This is a genomic window from Clostridia bacterium (assembly GCA_028698525.1).
Lineage (GTDB): Bacteria > Bacillota > Clostridia > JAQVDB01 > JAQVDB01 > JAQVDB01.
Window position 1 is genome coordinate 1 of the sequence record JAQVDB010000014.1, and the last position, 20,306, is coordinate 20,306.

15 protein-coding genes and 3 other annotated features are annotated in these 20,306 nt (G+C 34.5%); of the genes, 13 read left to right on the forward strand and 2 right to left on the reverse strand.

Going from position 1 to position 20,306, the window contains the following annotated elements; genetic code table 11:
* Positions 1-65: 65 nt before the first annotated feature.
* Positions 66-278: a binding site (T-box leader), on the forward strand.
* A 49-nt stretch (positions 279-327) separates the two neighbouring features.
* The 9 genes from thrS (at position 328) to pheT (ending at position 10,344) form a co-directional block, all read left to right on the forward strand.
* Entirely contained in the window at positions 328-2,235 is a 1,908-nt protein-coding gene (thrS, locus tag PHP06_03175; protein MDD3839552.1) for a threonine--tRNA ligase, read from the forward strand.
* A gap of 49 nt (positions 2,236-2,284) precedes the next feature.
* Positions 2,285-2,412 (forward strand) — a sequence feature (ribosomal protein L20 leader region).
* Between the two features lie 72 nt (positions 2,413-2,484).
* Complete coding sequence (gene infC / locus PHP06_03180; GenBank protein ID MDD3839553.1) at positions 2,485-2,997, forward strand: translation initiation factor IF-3; 513 nt, start codon at positions 2,485-2,487, stop codon at positions 2,995-2,997.
* 23 nt (positions 2,998-3,020) lie between these two features.
* The gene (gene rpmI, locus PHP06_03185) at positions 3,021-3,218 is read left to right on the forward strand and encodes a 50S ribosomal protein L35 (protein MDD3839554.1); all 198 of its coding nucleotides are present in this window, start codon (positions 3,021-3,023) and stop codon (positions 3,216-3,218) included.
* Positions 3,219-3,246: 28 nt separating this feature from the next.
* A complete protein-coding gene (rplT, locus tag PHP06_03190) occupies positions 3,247-3,606 on the forward strand; it encodes a 50S ribosomal protein L20 (protein ID MDD3839555.1) in 360 nt (119 codons plus the stop codon).
* A 204-nt stretch (positions 3,607-3,810) separates the two neighbouring features.
* A complete protein-coding gene (locus PHP06_03195; protein MDD3839556.1) occupies positions 3,811-5,097 on the forward strand; it encodes a TrkH family potassium uptake protein in 1,287 nt (428 codons plus the stop codon).
* An 18-nt stretch (positions 5,098-5,115) separates the two neighbouring features.
* The gene (locus PHP06_03200; protein MDD3839557.1) at positions 5,116-5,763 is read left to right on the forward strand and encodes a TrkA family potassium uptake protein; all 648 of its coding nucleotides are present in this window, start codon (positions 5,116-5,118) and stop codon (positions 5,761-5,763) included.
* 20 nt (positions 5,764-5,783) lie between these two features.
* On the forward strand, positions 5,784-6,596 hold the full coding sequence (rlmB, locus tag PHP06_03205) for a 23S rRNA (guanosine(2251)-2'-O)-methyltransferase RlmB (protein ID MDD3839558.1): 813 nt from the start codon (positions 5,784-5,786) through the stop codon (positions 6,594-6,596).
* 44 nt (positions 6,597-6,640) lie between these two features.
* Positions 6,641-6,852, forward strand: a binding site (T-box leader).
* Positions 6,853-6,915: 63 nt separating this feature from the next.
* A complete protein-coding gene (gene pheS, locus PHP06_03210; protein ID MDD3839559.1) occupies positions 6,916-7,935 on the forward strand; it encodes a phenylalanine--tRNA ligase subunit alpha in 1,020 nt (339 codons plus the stop codon).
* 15 nt (positions 7,936-7,950) lie between these two features.
* Positions 7,951-10,344, forward strand: a complete 2,394-nt coding sequence (gene pheT / locus PHP06_03215; GenBank protein ID MDD3839560.1) for a phenylalanine--tRNA ligase subunit beta — start codon at positions 7,951-7,953, stop codon at positions 10,342-10,344.
* Between the two features lie 65 nt (positions 10,345-10,409).
* Here the strand turns inward: pheT and spoVB are convergent, their stop codons facing one another.
* The gene (gene spoVB / locus PHP06_03220; GenBank protein MDD3839561.1) at positions 10,410-11,951 is read right to left on the reverse strand and encodes a stage V sporulation protein B; all 1,542 of its coding nucleotides are present in this window, start codon (positions 11,949-11,951) and stop codon (positions 10,410-10,412) included.
* A 242-nt stretch (positions 11,952-12,193) separates the two neighbouring features.
* Here spoVB and PHP06_03225 point away from each other — a divergent pair, with 242 nt between their 5' ends.
* Positions 12,194-12,565, forward strand: a complete 372-nt coding sequence (locus tag PHP06_03225) for a cell division protein ZapA (protein ID MDD3839562.1) — start codon at positions 12,194-12,196, stop codon at positions 12,563-12,565.
* Between the two features lie 109 nt (positions 12,566-12,674).
* Entirely contained in the window at positions 12,675-15,059 is a 2,385-nt protein-coding gene (locus tag PHP06_03230; protein ID MDD3839563.1) for an endonuclease MutS2, read from the forward strand.
* Positions 15,060-15,090: 31 nt separating this feature from the next.
* Here the strand turns inward: PHP06_03230 and PHP06_03235 are convergent, their stop codons facing one another.
* Positions 15,091-17,235 carry a methyl-accepting chemotaxis protein gene (locus PHP06_03235; protein MDD3839564.1) on the reverse strand — a complete coding sequence of 715 codons (2,145 nt, stop codon included), beginning with the start codon at positions 17,233-17,235 and terminating at the stop codon, positions 15,091-15,093.
* A gap of 290 nt (positions 17,236-17,525) precedes the next feature.
* Here PHP06_03235 and PHP06_03240 point away from each other — a divergent pair, with 290 nt between their 5' ends.
* Positions 17,526-18,959 carry a HAMP domain-containing sensor histidine kinase gene (locus PHP06_03240; GenBank protein ID MDD3839565.1) on the forward strand — a complete coding sequence of 478 codons (1,434 nt, stop codon included), beginning with the start codon at positions 17,526-17,528 and terminating at the stop codon, positions 18,957-18,959.
* Between the two features lie 56 nt (positions 18,960-19,015).
* Positions 19,016-20,197: a trypsin-like peptidase domain-containing protein gene (locus PHP06_03245; protein MDD3839566.1), complete on the forward strand. Its 1,182-nt coding sequence runs from the start codon at positions 19,016-19,018 to the stop codon at positions 20,195-20,197.
* Positions 20,198-20,306: the final 109 nt, after the last annotated feature.

Consider the following 20,306-nt stretch of genomic DNA (forward strand, 5'->3'; position numbering starts at 1 on the left):
ATCTTTTCTGGGTTAATTGTTGACATACAAGACGGCAATATCTTATAATATTGTAAATATATATTTTATAGGTGATGAAGGAGACGAGTAAACCAGCTATACTGCTGACAGAGAGGAAATGCCATGGCTGTAAGCATTTCTCGGTTATTCTGGTTGAACACCGCTCCTGAACTATTGCCCGAAGAACTCTTATGTTTTGTAAGGCTATCGTTTACTGCGTTAAAGTTAAAAGAGTAAAAAATTGGGTGGAACCGCAGGGAAACACTCTTGCCCCGATGTATTATGGCAGGGAGTGTTTTTTTATTTCTAAAGGAGGTTGTTATATAAATGATTAATATCAGCTTAAAAGATGGGTCTATATTAAAATATGATAAACCTGTAACTATAATGGAAGTTGCAAAGAGCATAGGAGAAGGATTGGCACGGGCGGCACTTGCAGGTAATGTGGATGGTGTTTTGAGGGATTTAGATTATTTGATTGAAGATGATGTAAGAGTTAATATTATTACATTTTCCGATGATGACGGCAAAAAGGTATATAGGCATACTACTTCTCATATACTTGCACAAGCGGTTAAAAGAATTTTTCCTGACGCAAAGCTGGCTATCGGACCTGCTATAGAAAACGGGTTTTATTATGATTTCGATGTGGAAAAACCCTTTACACCTGAAGACTTGGAAAAAATAGAAAAAGAGATGAAAAATATAATAAAGGAAAAATATCCGATAGAACGGTTGACAATGCCGAGAGAACAAGCGATAAAATTCATGCAAGAGGCGGACGAGCCTTATAAGGTAGAATTGATTCAAGATCTTGATGAGGACGCGGTTATTTCTTTTTATAAACAGGGGGAGTTCGTAGATTTATGTTCTGGTCCTCATCTGCCCAGCACTGGCAGGATAAAGGCTTTTAAACTTACAAGTATAGCCGGCGCCTACTGGAGGGGCAGTGAAAGCAATAAGATGCTTCAAAGAATATATGGTACTTCGTTTGATAGTAAAAAAGATTTGAATAAGCACTTGAAAAGGATGGAAGAAGCCAAGAAGAGAGACCATAGGAAGTTAGGTAAAGAATTGGATCTTTTTAGTATTCATGATGAGGGTCCAGGTTTTCCGTTTTTTCATCCTAAGGGAATGATTATCAGAAATGAATTGGAGAATTTTTGGAGAAAAGAGCATATAAAGAGGGGATATCAAGAAATTAAGACCCCCATCATTTTAAACCGTGATCTATGGGTAAGATCAGGGCATTGGGATCATTATAAGGAAAATATGTATTTTACCAAAATAGATCAACAGGATTATGCTATAAAGCCTATGAATTGTCCCGGCAGCATGATACTTTATAAAAGAAAAATTTATAGTTATAGAGATCTACCTCTCAGGATTGGTGAGCTAGGATTAGTACACAGGCATGAATTATCAGGAGCATTACACGGGTTGATGAGGGTTAGAAATTTTACTCAGGATGATGCGCATATATTTATGCTTCCATCTCAAATAAAACAGGAAATTATCGGAGTAATCGAATTGATCGATTATATGTACAATATTTTTGGATTTAAATATTTTGTTGAACTTTCCACAAAGCCGGAAAAAGCTATGGGAACCGATGAACAATGGGAGATGGCTACAGATGCTTTAGTGGAAGCATTACAAGATAAGGGTTTGAATTTTAACATAAATGAAGGCGATGGGGCATTCTACGGACCCAAAATTGACTTTCACTTACAGGATTGTTTAGGAAGAACCTGGCAGTGCGGCACTATACAACTTGATTTCCAAATGCCTGAAAGATTTGATCTGACATATATAGGGCAAGATGGAGAAAAGCATAGGCCTGTAATGATACACAGGGTTATTTTCGGGAGCATAGAGAGATTTATAGGAATCTTGACCGAACATTTTGCAGGAGCTTTTCCTATATGGCTAGCACCGGTACAGGTAAAATTAATTTCTGTCACTGATAGAAGCAACGACTATATAGATAAAATATATGATAATTTGATAGACAAACAAGTAAGAGTGGAAAAAGATACAAGAAACGAAAAAATAGGATATAAGATCAGAGAAGCTCAACTGGAAAAGATCCCTTATATGTTAATAATAGGAGATAAAGAGCTAGAAAGCAATACTGTGGCAGTGAGATCCAGAAAAGACGGGGATTTAGGTGCTAGAAAATTAGAGGATTTTATAGATGATTTGCTAGATCAAATAAAAAGCAAAACATATTAAACATAACTATTTGACATCGGCCTGTAATTATGCTATCATTAAAAATGTTAAAATCAAGAAGAAGCTATCCACTTCTCACCTTTCAGCTTCGCTAGGAAGGTTAATAATGACACTAAAAATGTTTTGTTTGTCTTATAAATAAAAAAGTGGGTAGTTTACCCGCTTTTATTTTTTTGTAAAGTTTTTATGTGTTTTTGCTATATAAGCAGTTAATGAATAGCTGCTTTAAAATTCCGGAGGTGAGTCAATATTAGCAAAGATTTTAGAGTTAATGAAGGGATAAGGGAAAGCAAGGTAAGGGTGGTAGATGAGGACGGGAAACAGCTAGGGGTATTGACATTAGACGAGGCATTAGAAATTGCATATAGAAAAAAGCTGGATCTTGTAGAGGTCGCACCAAATGCAAGGCCCAAGGTATGTAGGATTATGGATTTTGGGAAATATAAGTTTGAGTTGACCAAAAAAGAGAAAGAAGCTAAAAAGAAGCAAAAGGTTATAAATATCAAAGAGATTAGGCTTTCCCCTACAATTGAGGAGCATGACCTTAAAGTTAAGGCTAATAATGCATTAAGATTTTTAAAATCTGGAGATAAGGTTAAAGTTACCATAAGATTTAGAGGCAGGGAAATGGCGCATATGGAAATAGGTAAGAAAGTTATGCAGGATTTTACAAATTTGCTTGCCGATACATGCCAAATTGAAAAGAGGCCCAAAACTGAGGGTAGAAATATGATTATGGTATTAGCACCTAAACAATTATAATAACACAGGAAGGAGCACTGATCATGCCAAAAATGAAGACCCATAGAGGAGCTGCTAAAAGATTTAAATTGACTAAAAGTGGCAAAATCAAAAGAGCTAAAGCTTATAAAAGTCATATATTGACTAAAAAATCATCAAAAAGAAAAAGAAACCTAAGGAAACCGGGTTTTGTAAGTAAAAATGAATCGGATGTAATAAAGAAATTGATTCCATATAAATAGTTAAAGTACTGAAAAGGAGGCGACAGTCATGGCAAGAGTTAAAAAAGCGGTTAACGCAAGAAAGAAGCATAAAAAGATATTACGTCTTGCAAAAGGATATTATGGTGCTAGTAGTAAACAGTTTAGACCTGCAAATCAGGCTGTAATGAAGTCTTTATCATATGCTTATACAGGACGAAAATTAAGAAAGAGAGATTTTAGAAAGCTATGGATTGCAAGGATTAACGCTGCTTCAAGGAGCAACGGTTTATCCTATTCAAAATTTATAAATGGTCTCAAATTGGCTGGTATAGAAATAAACAGAAAAATGCTTGCAGAACTTGCTATAAATGATGATAAAGCTTTTTCAGAATTAGTAGATATTGCAAAACAGAAAATCGAGGCATAACAAAATTAAATTAAAATATTTATAAAAGGGAAAAGGTTGATCTTTTCCCTTTTATAAATATTTTAAAAATTCTACCATAATGGTATAATAATATAAAAATATTTTATTGGGATACTTTTGCAGTGCAGCTGGGAGTTGAGCATTTTGGTAAATAGAACTGATAAGATAAATTTAACACCTGCACAAGTGCTTGCTTTGGGTTTTATGATACTTATTATTTCAGGAGGTATATTGCTTAACCTTCCAATATCATCCAAAGACGGAAATAGTGTTGGTTTTCTAAATGCATTATTTACTGCCACTTCAGCAGTATGTGTTACCGGTCTTGTGGTTGTGGATACTGCCACACATTGGACACTTTTTGGACAAATTATCATAATCATACTGATTCAAATAGGTGGGTTAGGTTTTATGGCCCTGACCACCCTTTTTGCATTGATAGTGGGTAAAAAGATCACCTTGAGGGAGAGGCTGGTAATGCAAGAGGCATTAAATCAATTTTCTATTGAAGGAGTGGTTAGGTTAACTAAAAATTTGTTAATTGTGACTCTTTTAATAGAGGGAATGGGTGCTTTATTGCTTTCTACAAGGTTTGTATACTATTATGGACCTGTGAAAGGGATATATTATAGTGTATTTCATTCAATTTCAGCATTTTGCAATGCAGGTTTTGATTTGGTAGGGGGATTTAGAAGTTTAACTCCATTTTTTAACGATGTAGTAATAAATATAGTTATAATGTCCCTAATAGTTGTAGGAGGATTAGGTTTTACTGTACTTGTAAATATTGCTACAAAGAGACAGTTTGATAAATTTTCATTGCATACAAAGCTTGTTATATATGTTACTGGATTTTTTATCGCTTTAGGATTTATAGTGTTCATGTTGCTTGAATACTCAAATCCTGGAACATTAAGAGGTATGCCTTTTCAAGAAAAGGTATTAGCTTCTCTTTTTCAATCTGTGACACCTAGAACAGCTGGATTTAATACAATACCTATAGATAACCTGACTAATGCTTCAAAGTTTTTTACTATCATACTCATGTTTATAGGTGGTTCACCTGCTTCTACTGCAGGAGGTATAAAAACTGTCACTTTTGCAGTTGTGATATTGTCAGTATGGGCAAATATTAAAGGAAGGGAAGACGTTGAAATCTTTCAAAAGAGAGTTAAGAGACAGATTGTATCCCGTGCATTAGTAGTTACAGTATTAGCATTATTATTGGTAATTGTAGTTACCATGATATTGTCCATTACAGAAAAGGCTGAATTCTTAAATATACTTTTTGAAGTTGCTTCTGCTTTTGGTACTGTAGGATTATCTGCCGGGATAACTACTGAATTATCAACTGCAGGCAAGATAATAATAATGATAACCATGTTTAGCGGAAGAGTTGGACCGCTTACGATAGTTACAGCACTTGCAAAGCGACAGGCAAAGAATAAAGCACCTATAAAATACCCGGAAGATAGGGTAATTGTAGGGTAAGAAAGGTGATAAACGGGAATGAAACAATTTGTAGTGATAGGATTGGGTAGATTTGGTTCCAGCGTAGCTAGAACTTTATATGCATTAGGACATGATGTGCTTGCAATAGATAAAGATGAAGAACTTATCCAGGACATATCAGATTCAGTGACCCATGCTGTACAGGCTGATGCTACTGATGAGAATGCTTTAAAATCTTTAGGGATAAGAAATTTTGATGTTGCTGTAATAACTATTGGATCTGATATTCAAGCTAGCATTATGATAACATTGCTTGCTAAAGAGTTAGGTGTAAAATATGTAATAACAAAGGCACAAAATGAATTGCATGCGAAGGTATTATATAAAATTGGGGTGGATAGGGTTGTATTTCCTGAGCGAGATATGGGCGTCAGGGTTGCACATAATTTAGTTTCTTCAAATATACTTGATTATATAGAACTGGATCCAGATTTCAGCATTATTGAGATTACTGCAATATCCAGATGGATAGGGAAAACACTGGAAGAACTTGACATGAGAGCCAGGTATGGTGTTAATGTGCTAGCGATTAAACAAGGAAACGATATAAACATCTCCCCAAGAGGGGATGATTTGATACAAGAAAATGATATTTTAGTGGTTGTAGGTTCAAATGAAGATATAAAAAGGTTAGAAAACAAATAAAACGGAGTGGTGCATTGGTTTTGGATGATTGTATAACTAGCATGAAAAATCCTTTAATAAAGAGAATACGATCTCTGAATATAAAAAAATATAGAGATCAATATAACCGATTTATAATTGAAGGTACAAAAATTGTAGATGAATTTATAGATAGCGGTGCATCTATAGATCAGGTGCTTTATTCGGACAAAGTCTTTTCGATGAGCTATGGAGATCAACTCATCGAAAAACTCGAAGATAATAAGATAGAGAATATTAAAGTGGATGATAATATATTAAAGCAGCTTTGCAATACTAAAACTCCTCAAGGCATATTGGCAGTGGTTAAAAAAATCGAATATCAATTATGTGATGTTATAGATAAAGCCGAATTACTGATAATAATTGATGGGGTGCAGGATCCAGGTAACCTAGGTACGATAATAAGAACGGCAGATGCAGTAAACGTGGATGGCATAATTGTTTCTCAAGATACAGTGGATGTTTATAATGACAAGACGATAAGATCAACTATGGGTTCGATATTGAGGGTTCCAGTAGTAAAATGTAGTAATCTCGGCGGATGTATTCAAAAACTGAGAGGTGATAATTTTTTTATTTGTGCAGCAGATGTAAATGCCACTAGTTATTATTTTGATATAATTTATCCCGATAAGACGGCATTGTTGATAGGAAATGAATCGAGAGGTATAGATGATGGGGTTTTGGCTGTTTCTGATAAAAGCGTAAAGATTCCAATGCCAGGTGGGAGCGAATCTTTGAATGTATCGATAGCGACTGCGGTAATATTGTACGAGGTATTAAGACAGAGAATATCTGTTTCTCTTGAATAAAATATTCTACTGTGCTATAATCTTTTAAAACACAAGTAAATATTTCTAAGGTGATGATGGAGAGAGTACGTTGATGTTTGCTAAAAAGAGATGGGGTGTCACTGGCTGGGAGCATCCCTTTAGTGAGTTAACGGAAGTTCGCTCCTGAACAGCGGATTGAAATTAGAGTAGGTCTAGCCGGCTTTGCCGTTATCTGATAGAGGTGGTTTTGATACAACTTGGGTGGTATCGCGGAGAATGTAGCTTCGTCCCATTATTCATTATGGACGAAGCTTTTTTAATTAATAAAAACAATTTTAACTGGAAGGAGTAGCGTGAAATGCTTGAGAAGTTAAAAGATATCAGAATGCGTGCGAGAGAAGAGATACGATCTTGTACGGATATAGAACAATTGAATGATAAAAGAGTCAAATATCTTGGTAAAAAAGGTAAGCTAACGCAGGTATTGAGGGGTATGGGTGATTTGCCTGCAGATCAGCGCCCAGTCATTGGAAGAATGGCAAATGAAATAAGGACTGCAGTAGAAGAAGAGTTAAACAGTGCAAATGAACGCATACAAAAGAACATGCAAAAAATAAGACTGGAAAAAGAGCGAATTGACGTTACTATGCCTGGTAAGTCTATGCCAAACGGCGGTTTACATCCATTAAGTATTGTGCTGGAGGAAATACAGAATGTATTCATTGGATTAGGGTTTAAGATTGCAGAAGGACCGGAAGTTGAGCATGATTTCTATAATTTTGAGGCTTTGAATATACCCAAAGATCATCCTGCTAGGGATACTCAGGATACATTTTATATAACAGATAATTTTTTATTGAGAACTCAGACTTCACCTGTGCAAATACGGGTAATGAAAGAACAGAAGCCGCCAATAAAGATTATTTCTCCTGGGCGTGTATATCGTTCAGACAGTGTGGATGCAACTCATTCACCCATGTTCCATCAGATTGAAGGATTGGTAGTAGATAAAGGCGTTACAATGGGTGACCTCAAGGGTGTATTGGGTTTGTTTGCAAAAGAATTATATGGTTCAGATATAAAGATGAGATTTAGACCACATCACTTTCCATTTACAGAGCCCAGCGCTGAAATGGATATAAGCTGTGTTGTATGTAAAGGCAAAGGATGCAAGGCATGTGGAAATAGCGGCTGGCTAGAAATACTGGGAGCAGGAATGGTTCATCCTAGAGTATTAGAGATATGTGATATAAATCCTGACCATTATAGCGGATTTGCCTTTGGAATGGGACTTGATAGAATAACTACTCAAAAATATGGTATAGATGATTTAAGGTTATTATTTGAAAATGATGTTAGATTTTTGGAACAATTTTAATAAGGAGGAAAACAGATGCTTGTACCAATCAGTTGGCTTAAAGAATATGTAGATATAGATGGAATATCCCCGGATGTATTAGCTGAAAAACTGACCATGACCGGTTCAAATGTAGAGAGTGTAGACGAGATGGGAGCGGAAATAAGTAATGTTGTTACAGGTAAAATTCTCTCTATAGAAAAACATCCCAATGCAGATAAACTTGTTGTGACCAAGGTAGACGTTGGGAATAATGTATTGCAAATTGTAACAGGGGCGGATAATATAAGGCAAGGAGATATAGTCCCTATAGCTTTACACGGTTCCACTCTTCCGGGTGGAGTCAAAATCAAAAAAGGGAAGCTAAGGGGTGAGCAATCTGAGGGGATGATGTGCTCTATACAAGAATTGGGGCTGGATCCGGAGGATTATCCCGAAGCTGTGCAGCACGGGATAATGATAATAGAGGATAAATGTGATTTAGGAATGGATATAAGAGAGATACTGGGTTTAAATGAAACCATAATAGATTTTGAGATTACTTCAAACAGGCCGGATTGTTTGAGCATGATAGGGATGGCTAGAGAAGTGGCCGCCACCTTTGATAGGTCTTTAAAGTTGCCTGAAATAAATATAAATGAGACTCAAGATAATATTCAAAACTATATCGAAATAACTGTAGAGGACGGCGAGTTATGCCCTAGGTATGCCGCAAGGTTGATAAAGAATATAAATATAGCGCCTTCTCCCAAGTGGTTAAAGAGGAGACTATTGGCTGCAGGGGTAAGACCGATTAACAATATAGTTGACATAACCAATTATGTAATGCTTGAATATGGGCAACCTTTACACGCTTTTGATTTTGAAAAGCTTTCTCAAAGACAGATTATTGTGAGAAGGGCAAAAGAGGGCGAAAGATTTAAGACCCTGGATGATAAAATGAGGACATTGAATTCAGATATGCTGGTGATAGCTGACGGGGAAACACCTTTGGCATTAGCTGGAATTATGGGAGGCGAGGATTCCCAAGTTACAGATGATACAAAAGTTATATTATTGGAATCTGCTAATTTTGCAGGTCCGATAATAAGAAGAGCATCAAAGAAATTAGGATTGCGTACAGAGGCATCAGCCAGATTTGAAAAAGGTTTGGATGAAGAAAATGTAATCAATGCATTGAATCGAGCTGCACAGCTTATTGATGAGATGGGGGCAGGAGAGGTGGTATCGGGAATCATCGATTGCTATAAAAAGCCTGCTATTGACAGAGAGCTCAAATTAAACACATCCAAAATCAATAGATTGCTGGGTACTGATATAGGGCAAAAGGAAATGATAGATATTTTCAGGAGAATTGGTTTTGAAATAGTTTTATCTGAGGATATTAAAATAAAAATACCATCCTATAGGAAAGATATAAAAAATGATGCTGATTTGGCTGAGGAAGTTGCCAGAATATATGGATATGACAAGATAAAACCCACCATGTTAAGAAGCGAAACTACCTTGGGTGGTAAAAATATGTTTCAAAGGATAATAGATGCTGTAAAAGGAATGATGGTAAATCAAGGTTTCTATGAAACAGCAACATTCTCGTTTTATGGACCTAATGTTTTTGACAAGATTATGTTGCCTGATGATAGTAAATTGAGAAAAGCTGTTAGAATAAAGAACCCTATGGGTGAAGATCAGAGCATAATGAGAACTACATTGATACCCAGTATGATGAATGTTTTATCTTTGAATTACAGCAGGAGAGTTGAAAGGGCATGTTTATTTGAATTAAACAGTGTATATATAGCAGAACAGCTTCCTATATCAGAATTGCCTGATGAAAAAAAGATGTTATGTATTGGTGCATATGGTGAAGACATTGATTTTTTTAATATAAAAGGAATTTGTGAACTTTTAGTTGATGAATTAGGTCTTAAAAAAATCGTTAAAATTGATAGGGGACATCATCCTTCCTTCCATCCGGGCCGATGTGCAAATATCTTGATAAAAGACGAGATAGCAGGTGTTATCGGTGAGGTTCATCCTGAGGTGGCCGATAATTACGAAATAGATAAAAGAGTATATATAGCCGAGATAGACTTTAGGCTGATGCAAGAAAATGCCGATTTAAATAAAAAATATAAGCCATTACCTAAATATCCCTCTGTGGACAGAGATATAGCTGTTATCGTCCAAGAGGATGTGCCAGTAAAGCAGATTCAGGATATAATATTGAAATATGGTGGAGGAAAAATAGATCAAATAGATTTATTTGATGTATACAAAGGAAAGCAAATTGAAGAGAATAATAAGAGTGTTGCATTTTCGATAAAATATAGAGATGAAAACAAGACGTTGACAGATGATGAAGTAAGTGGCATTCACAATAAAATAATAGAAAGACTTAAACAGGAAATCAATGCTCGATTAAGATGAGTTAATCTGGTTGTAAAGATAATGTACTTAATACTATAATTCGTTTTCAATAAAGTATAAGTACATTATCTTTTAAAGTCCTTTATTTTTGGCATTATTTTTAGTATATATGCAGTTGCTGAAAAGAAAACAGTTCCGATCACACAACATATTGCCATTGCTAGCAATATGTTTATTTTTGTATTTTTAAGTATAGGATATATGTTGTTTATCGAGTATATAGCAGGCAGAGTACATAGAAAAGGCTTAATTAACCAATTAATGGTTTTGATTTTTGTTTTTGTTATTTTATATACCCATATTCCATTTAACGTCATAGATACAGCTGAATCTAGTGTGAATCCAAGGATAAAACCATTTATTTTGAAATAGGGGTTGGATACTAAAAAATATGTACAAAATAATTGAATGGCTGCTCCGATAATAAAGTTTAGGGTGACAATCTTTTGTTTACCTATTCCGTTTAATATGCTGGAAAAATTATGGTATATGCATAAAAAGGGAATGGAAAAGCTCATATAGAAAATCATTTCCCCTACGTTTTTTTGAGCAAAGATCACTTCTCCTAAATCTTTTGAAAAACTAAATATCAATGAAAATACTAAAAATCCTACCAGTGATGTTAACAGGGTGGCTTTAGAAGTTTTGGTTTTTATAGCTTCCCAGTCTTTTAATTCCAAGGATTCAGATAGATTTGGTATGATTATGACTGCAAGAGCAGATGTTACAGTGAATGGTAGAAAAACTATGGGCATAGCCATGCCTGTGAGTTTTCCAAATTGAGATATGGCCTGATTAGACGTGTATCCTGCCAGCTGAAGTCTTTGAGGGATCAATATTATATTGAGTGCTTGTATTAGACTGCTTACTATTCTGGTAATTGTTATTGGGATAGAGATACTGAACAACCGTTTCAGCAAGTTTTTTGAATCCCGTATAGATACAGATATTTTTTTACAGAAATCGCTTATATACGTTTTATATTTTGTTCTTAAAACTAAAAGTCCGAACAGCTCACCAATAACCATTCCTAAGGCAGCTAGAGATGCAGCGTATTCTATTTTTAAGGGGGGCAGAAAGTAAAGAACTGACATAACAAGTGCTATTCTAGTCAATTGTTCTATCACTTCCCCTGAAGCGGGAGGTACAACGTCGTGTATCCCATAAAAGAATCCCCTGTGTACTGATGAAACACTTACTATAAATATGCATGGAAAGATGGCAATTATGACCGGATAGCTTTTAGGGTCTCTTAAAATAGAATTGGATATAAAGCTTGCATTTAATGCAAATGCAAGACTCAATATAAAAGATATGATGGATACAACGATTGTAATTATTCTCATGGAATATAGCATATTAAATGTATCCTTTTTTGCATTATGTTCTGCTACTATTCTTGAGATAGCTATGGGAATTCCACTGGTTGTAAGCGTTATGATTAACATGTATATAGGGAAAACCAGTTGAAATAAGCCTATAGCCTGGGGGCCTATCTTTCTTGAAAGTATTATTTTATAGATGAATCCTAGAATTCTGACCAGTATGTTTGCACACGTCAATATAAATGCATTATATAGCAATGATTTTTTTTTGATTTCAATCATTCCTTATCTATTTGAAGTTAAACAATGACTTAATCAATAAATATTCATGAGATTAAACAAATATTATTCAAATTAATTTTTATTTTAGGGCAAAACAGGATAAGTCGACTTTGAAATTAAATGAGTGATGGTTTTATATATTTTGACAAAAGATAGATAAAAAATGTTTTTATTAGATGAATATTGTCTAAATTTAGGAAATGTTATATAATAAATGTTAGAATAATAAGAGGGATGGTTCTATGGAAAAACAAACCAGAACTACAGTTAAAATAATGGGAAGGGAATATGCTATAAAAGCTGCTGAAAGTGAAGAATATATTCATAAGGTAGCTATTAATGTCAATAACACTATGCAAAAGATAGCTGACAAAAACCAAAAGTTAAGCACCTCAATGATAAATGTGCTTACTGCTATCAATATTGCAGACCAGTTATTGAAGACACAACAAGAGCTTGAACAATTACAAAATAAGTATGAGTCTGCTTGTAAAGAAATTGATGATTTAAAAGGTAGACTAAAAGAGATAAACAATAAGATTATAAAGAGTTCAGTAGATGCCAAAAAATATAAGAAGGATTTTTATGGTAAATTACTGGATATAAATAAATAACCCCCTTTATTGTATAGCAGCTTTGGCTGCTATTATTTTTTTGATGTTGGAACCAATTATGATATAAGTTATAATTAATTTATATAACGATTGCAGGAGGAGAAATTTTTTGAATTTAAAAACGTTAAAAGCATTAGAATATGACAAGATAATTAAAAAATTATATGACTTGACAACTAGTCAGATGGGTAAGGATGCGATAGAAGGATTGATGCCTAGCTGCGATCCGGGAAAAATAAAACACATGCTAGAAGAAACGGAAGAAGCTTACAATATAATCAATGTTGAGGGAATGCCTCCTTTAAATGGTTTTAATGATATACGAAAAGAGCTAAAAATGGCTGAAGTAGGGTCCACATTGAATGCTGAACAGTTATTATCTATAAGGAGTATTTTGAAGATTTGTAGAGATCTAAAAAGATTTAAATTGATGCTCCAGAAAAGAAAGTTAGAGTATAGCAAAATATTCCGGCAGATAGAAAGCTTATTTGATCTGAAACAAGTTGAAGATAGTATATGTGATTGCATAGGTAGTGATGGGTCTGTTTTGGATTCAGCCAGTGCCCAATTAAGGACTATCAGGAAAAGCATAAATATATACAACAATAGAATAAGGGATAATTTAAATTCGATAATACATTCATCTAGGTATCAATCAGTTTTACAGGAACCGATAATTACAATTAGAAACAACCGCTATGTTGTGCCTTTAAAGAGCCAATGCAGGGGAGCTATAAAGGGAATAGTGCACGATCAGTCTGCCAGCGGTGTTACTGTATTTATAGAGCCTTCTTCTGTTGTTGAGGCAAACAACAAATTAAATCAATTGTATACAGATGAAAAAAGAGAAATAGAAAAGATTCTTTCACAGCTGACATATACGATTAAGGATAATAATGATTTGATATATAGCAATATTAGAATACTGCAGCAGTTGGATGTAATATTTGCTAAAGCAAATTTAGCAATAGATATGGATGCTGTGAAACCTGTCTTAAACACTAAAATGTATATAGAGCTGAAAGATGCTAGGCATCCCTTGATACCAAAAGAAGAAGTAGTTCCTATCGACATAGAGCTGGGAAACAGATTTTTTATTTTGCTTATCACAGGACCCAATACGGGGGGAAAGACAGTTGCATTAAAGACATTAGGGCTTTTGGTGCTTATGGCTCAATCTGGTTTGTTCATTCCTGCAAAACAAGGTTCTCAGATTTCAGTTTTTAACAAAGTTTTTGCTGATATAGGTGATGAGCAGAGCATAGAGCAAAGTCTCAGCACTTTTTCAGCCCATATGAAAAACATAAAAAGAATAATAGAGGATGTAGATCAATTTTCACTTGTATTATTGGATGAATTGGGGGCAGGTACAGACCCTGATGAAGGTTCAGCCTTAGCCATGGCTATATTGGATTATCTTTATCAGAAACAGGCACGGACGGTTGCTACTACTCATTATAGTGAATTAAAGAAATATGCTCTATCAAAAAAGGGAATAGAAAATGCTGCTGTTGAATTTGATATAAATACTTTGAGTCCGACGTATAGGCTTATTATCGGAGTAGCAGGAAAGAGCAATGCTTTTGATATTTCTGAAAAACTAGGGTTAGATAAAAAAATAGTTCAAAATGCAAGAGATTTAATATCATCTGATAAAATTAGATTTGAAGATATTTTAGCATCACTGGAAAAAAACAGAATAGAATCAGAGACCCACTTAGACAGTGCTGTTAGATTTAAGCAAGATGTGAAACAACTCAAAGAGGATTATAAAATAAAGGTTGATCAAATAGAGCAACAGAAAAATCGTATAATTCAACAGGCAAAACAAGAAGCGAGAAAGATTTTATTGGATGCCAAGGAAAAATCCGATGATATTATCAAAGATTTAAAAAGGATACAATATGATGCTGCAAAAGGAGAGGAATCTATAAATAAACAGATTGAACAAAAAAGAAGACATTTAAACGATAAAATAAAATTGATAAATACTGAAATTATGAAGGATACTTTTGCTCCAAGTCAGGCAGTACATTCTCCTCAAAACATAAAAAAAGGAGATAGTGTATATCTTTTAAACATTCAAAAGAAAGGGATTGCTTTGAGTGATCCTGATCCTGACGGGGAGCTGACTGTGCAAGTAGGAATTTTAAAGGTAAAGGTAAAACTTGAAGAGGTTAAGAAAATAAAAGATGAGCAGCAGGAGTATACAGAAAAAGTATTGTCTGTGAACTTGAATAAAGATAGGAAAGTTTCCAATCAGATAGATTTGAGGGGCAAGCAACTTGAAGAGGCTTTAGCAGATGTGGACAAATTCTTAGATGAATGTATTTTGGCTGGATTGTCTGAGGTTATGATAATACACGGGAAAGGCACAGGGGTATTGAGAGCTGGGATAAGACACAATATAAAGAAACATCCCCATGTAAAAAAATTCAGATCGGGCAAATATGGTGAAGGTGAATCTGGTGTAACAGTTGTAACTTTAAAATAAGATATAAAAAATCCGGTATATACCGGATTTTTTATATCTTGAATTTGCTTATTGATTTTTTTAACGATTCGGCTGCATCGTTCAGTTTTTGGGCTTCATTTGATAATTCTTCGATAGCAGCTAGTTGCTGCTGGGTTGAAGCAGATACTTCTTGGGTTGAAGCAGCAGTCTGCTGTGATACAGCAGAAATATTTTGTATAGACAATACAGCTTGGTCCTTATCATTTTCCATACTCATTATAGCGGAATGTATAATTTCAATTCTTGTTACCAGATCTTCCATATGTTCAGAAATTTTATCCAATGTTTCAGTTGCGTTTGAGACTGCTTGAATTTGAGCTTTTACTACTTCATTAGCCGATTCAGCTGTTTGCACAGTATCATCTGTTTTTTGTTGTATGTTCTTTATTATCCTTGCTATCTCTTTAGTTGAGTCTTGTGATTGCTCTGCTAATTTCCTTATCTCTGAAGCTACAACAGCAAACCCTCTACCAGATTCCCCTGCTTTTGCAGCTTCAATTGCGGCATTCAAGGCCAGCAGATTGGTCTGATCAGATATGGTATTTATGGTTCCTATTATTTTGTCTATTTCAATAGAACGTCTGCTCAATTCATTTATATCCATTGTAATGGCTTTAGTTATTTTTGATGTATCGTCAGATTTTGATTCGAGTATTTTAATTATATCAAGACCTGTTTTTGTAAGAGTCTTTGTATCATCGGCAACCTTACTCATGGTTTTTGCATTTGCAGTTATTTCATTTACTTTTTCAGCTAGGGTGTCCATATTTTTGACGCCGGTTTCAGCATCCATTGCTTGTTCTGAAGCACCTTTTGCTATTTCTTGAACAGCATGCGAAACCTGATCAGAGATAGCTGCTGTTTCCTGAGAAGTAGATGCTAAGGATGATGCAGATTGAGATACAGTTGTGGTTGCATTTGCAATATCACCTATCAAAATCCTTATGCTTTTGAGCATATTGTTGAAGCTGTTTGCCAGCTTACCTACTTCATCTTTTCTCTTTCTTGATATGCTCTGGTTTAGATCGCCTTTTTCAGCTTTAGCCATAATTTTAGATAGTGTAATAAGGTCTTTTGTGAATGCAATAGATACAAAAAACGCCAACACTATGCCGAAGAGACAACATATTATTATAAGGGTGATAGATTTGCTTCTTATATCTCTAGCAGGGGCAAGCAGTTCATCTGTTTCAACATTTCCAATGAGAGTCCATTCATTACCCTGTCCAAACTTAAAATATGTACACATATACTCTTTATCATTTTTATAAAAAGTAAAAGAGCCGTTATCCTTTTTAGCTTTGGCTATTGTTTCAAAATATTCATGTGATGATATGTCGTCATCTTTTTTCAACTCACCGTTTACGTTAGATATAACCTTTCTGTCAGGGGTGGCTAATGATATTTGTCCGGTGTTTCCTATATCAAAATTTTTGATGAGGTCGTAAATATTTGAAACAGAGATATTTATTTTGAGAACACCATAACTTCCTTTATCGAATGATATTGATTTCAACATCCTTACTTGGCTTATTACATCCCTATCACCACTGCTTTTAAAGATATCCTCGTTGCTTCCTATCCAAGAGGCTTTTCCATCATCTTCTACCGCATTTTTGTACCAATCACTGTTTACTATTTCATCAAAATTATCTAGATTGAACAGATTCATGCTTGGAGCACCTACTGTAGTATTTTTATCGTTAACAATATAAATACTATCGATGAACTTTGAATTTGATACTATATTATTCAGCTCATCCTCTATATTCTTTCTTGCATTCATCTTATCGTAATCGTTAGTTTCTTTGGAATTTAATATTTTCAGGCTTTCTTGTAATGTTTTGTCTGTAAATATTTTCATAGATTCCTGGTCAATATTTGAGATAATAAAACCTAGGTATTGTTCTGCCATTTCCATAGATTCTATGGTGTAATTAGAGACTGATTCTTTTATGGTCTTTGCGGTGTTTGAATAATTTATAGTGCTGCTTATCACTAAAGGAGCAATGATTAAGACTAGAAAACAGATTATCAGCTTCATTCTTATACTAGTAGTATCAAGGAGTTCAGCCCAAAATTTTTTGCTCTTTAGTTTATTTTGTGGTTTTTTTAGTTTATCTTTTGTTTTTTGTTTTGTAGGTTCTTTTTGCATATTTTAGCCTCCAGTATAAAAATATTATGTCAAAAAATACATTTTTATGACAACATATAAGTATATTCTACACTAATTACCTTATTCCTCTAAAAACCAAACATAACATACTATAGTACTATAAAAACAAAATCAATAGGACTAAAGGCCTCATGAAGTGTGTTATGATATAAAATAAAATGATGTTTTTTTTATGTCTTTTTTGTGATAAATTTTAAGTAAGTGTATGGGATTAATTAGTTTATTTTAGCGAAGACATTGTAAACGGACAGAGGGAGGAGTGAAAGGGATTGTTTAAGAGTATTTTTAATAGATTGATAGCAACTTATTTGATCATTATAATAGTTACTTTGATATTTTTAGGATTTTTACTTTCACAGCTTTTTGAAAATTATTATTTTAATAAAAAACAGGAGCAATTGATCACAGAAGGCAGTGAACTGAATGATCTTGTGAATCAATATTCTGCAGGTCTTATAAGTGAACAGAGATTGAATTTTGAATTGCAGGTTATAGATAGATTTTTAAATGCCAGGATATGGTTTGTCGATAAGTTTGGGTATGTATGGACAGAATCCAGTACAATCGATAAAAAACATCAAGAAGGGCAAAAGCTGACTAAAGATGAGATAATAAATGTTTTGCAAGGTAATATAGTAAAAAAGACAGGTAAGTTTGGAGATAGGTTTGAGGTTCCCATGCTCACCATTGGTATGCCTATATACGTTAAGGGCAGAGTTACCGGAGCTATATTTTTACATTCACCTATATATGAAATAAAAAACACACTCAACAATGTATACAGATTGATATGGATTGCTGCCTTGGTTTCAATAATACTGGCTTTTTTGCTTATTTATTCTACATCTAAAAGAATATCTATGCCGCTAAAAAAAATGAGCAGCATTTCCCGAGCCATGGCTGAAGGAGACTTTTCGAAAAGGGTAGATATAAATTCTCCTGATGAAATCGGGGAGCTCTCTAATGCTTTTAATAATATGGCAATGTCTCTAGAAAATTTGGAAAATATGAGGCGTGACTTTGTAGCCAGCGTGTCTCATGAGTTGAAGTCACCTATAGCTTCTATAAGAGGATTTGTTCAGGCGATAAGAGACGGGACTATAGAACACCAAGAACAAGAGGAATATTTAAATATTGTAATAGAAGAAACAAATAGGCTTACTAGGCTGATAAATCAATTATTGGATCTTTCTAATATTGAAACGGGTTATTTTGTATTAGAAAATTCGGTTTTCGATATTAATGAAGTTATTAGAAGGGTAATAATTAAATATGAGCAAAGAATAAAAGAAAAACAAATAGATCTAAAGGTAATGCTTTCTAAAAATGATAAACTAGTAAAAGGGGATGAGGATAGGATAGAACAGGTAGTATCTAATCTGATGGATAATGCAATTAAATATACTGGCATGGGTGGGGAAGTCCGTGTAGCTACTCAAGCCAGAGAACATAAAATATTTACTCATATAGAGGATAGCGGTATGGGAATAGCACAAGAAGATCTGCCATATATATTTGAACGTTTTTATAAAGTGGATAATTCCAGATCTGAAAGTAGTGGTTTTGGATTAGGGCTCTCGATTGTCAAAAAGATAATTGAACAGCATGAGGGCGGGCAGATATACGCAAGGAGTGAAAAAGGAAAAGGAACTGAGTTTATCTTTTATTTACCTCTTTATTATAATAAAGATACAAGTTCATAATTTGGTCATAATTACATTTTATAATAAAAATAAAACAATTGGGAGGTTTGATATATATGGACGAGTTTTATGAATATGATTATGATTCTAAAAATAAAAAAGATGGTATTGGGAAATATATATTGGTAGCGGTAATAAGTGCAGTTATAACTTGTTTGCTTTTGTTTTATATCGGGTCATCTTTCGGTTTTATTTCCATGGAGCAGTCGGATAAAACTGATTCTGAGGATGGGCAGGAACAAGAACAGATTATTGGTGAAGATTCGGAAGTTTTCACGCAAGAGAATACTACTAATATAGGTTCGGATACTCCTATAATAGACATCGCTAAAAATGTGGGTTCAGCTGTGGTAGGGATAGTGAATAAAATGGAAATAACCAGAGGTTTTTTTGAAAACGAAATTTCTGAAGGGAGCGGTTCAGGAATAATAATAAGCGATGACGGATATATTGTAACTAATAATCATGTGATAGAAAATGCTTCGGAACTTGTAGTAATACTCCCTGGAGGGGAAAAGGTGAATGCTGATTTGGTAGGAAAAGACTCTAAGACAGACCTTGCGGTGATTAAGATTAATAAGAAAAATTTACCTGCCGCTAAACTGGGAGACTCAGATAGATTGCAAGTAGGCGAAACAGTAGTTGCTATAGGAAATCCACTGGGGAGTGAACTAGCAGGATCAGTTACTTCAGGTATAATCAGCTCTACTCAAAGGGATCTTGTGATAGATGGAAAGCAGTTGAATCTAATACAGACTGATGCTGCAATAAATCCGGGTAACAGTGGTGGGGCGCTGGTTAACTTAAATGGCGAAGTTATAGGGATAAATACTGCCAAGCAGCAAGGCGTAGGTATTGAGGGGATAGGATTTGCCATACCTATTAATGATGCAAAGCCTGTTATTCAACAATTGATTGAAAACGGTTATGTAAGCAGACCCGCATTGGGAATTGTAATGGCTGAGATAAATGAAAAGGATGCAAAAGAATATAATGTGCCTGTTGGAATAGGTGTCAGTCAGGTGATGATAAACGGGCCTGCAGACAAGGCGGGAATTGTTCCGGGAGATATAATATTGGAGGTAGAAGGGCAGGAAGTGAAGAAACTGGATGAAATGCAAAAACAGCTTGAAAAATTCAAATCAGGGGATGCAGTTAACATGGTTGTTTGGAGAGATGGAAAAGAATATAATATTTCTGTTAAATTAGGAGAGTACAGTAAAGTATTCAGCGAGTGAACTAAACTGGAGTGTGGGCAACTGCCTATACTCCAGTTTATTATTATAGATAAGCTTCGTATAAGATATTTACATACTAAGTAGAGGATAAAATATAGTATAATATATT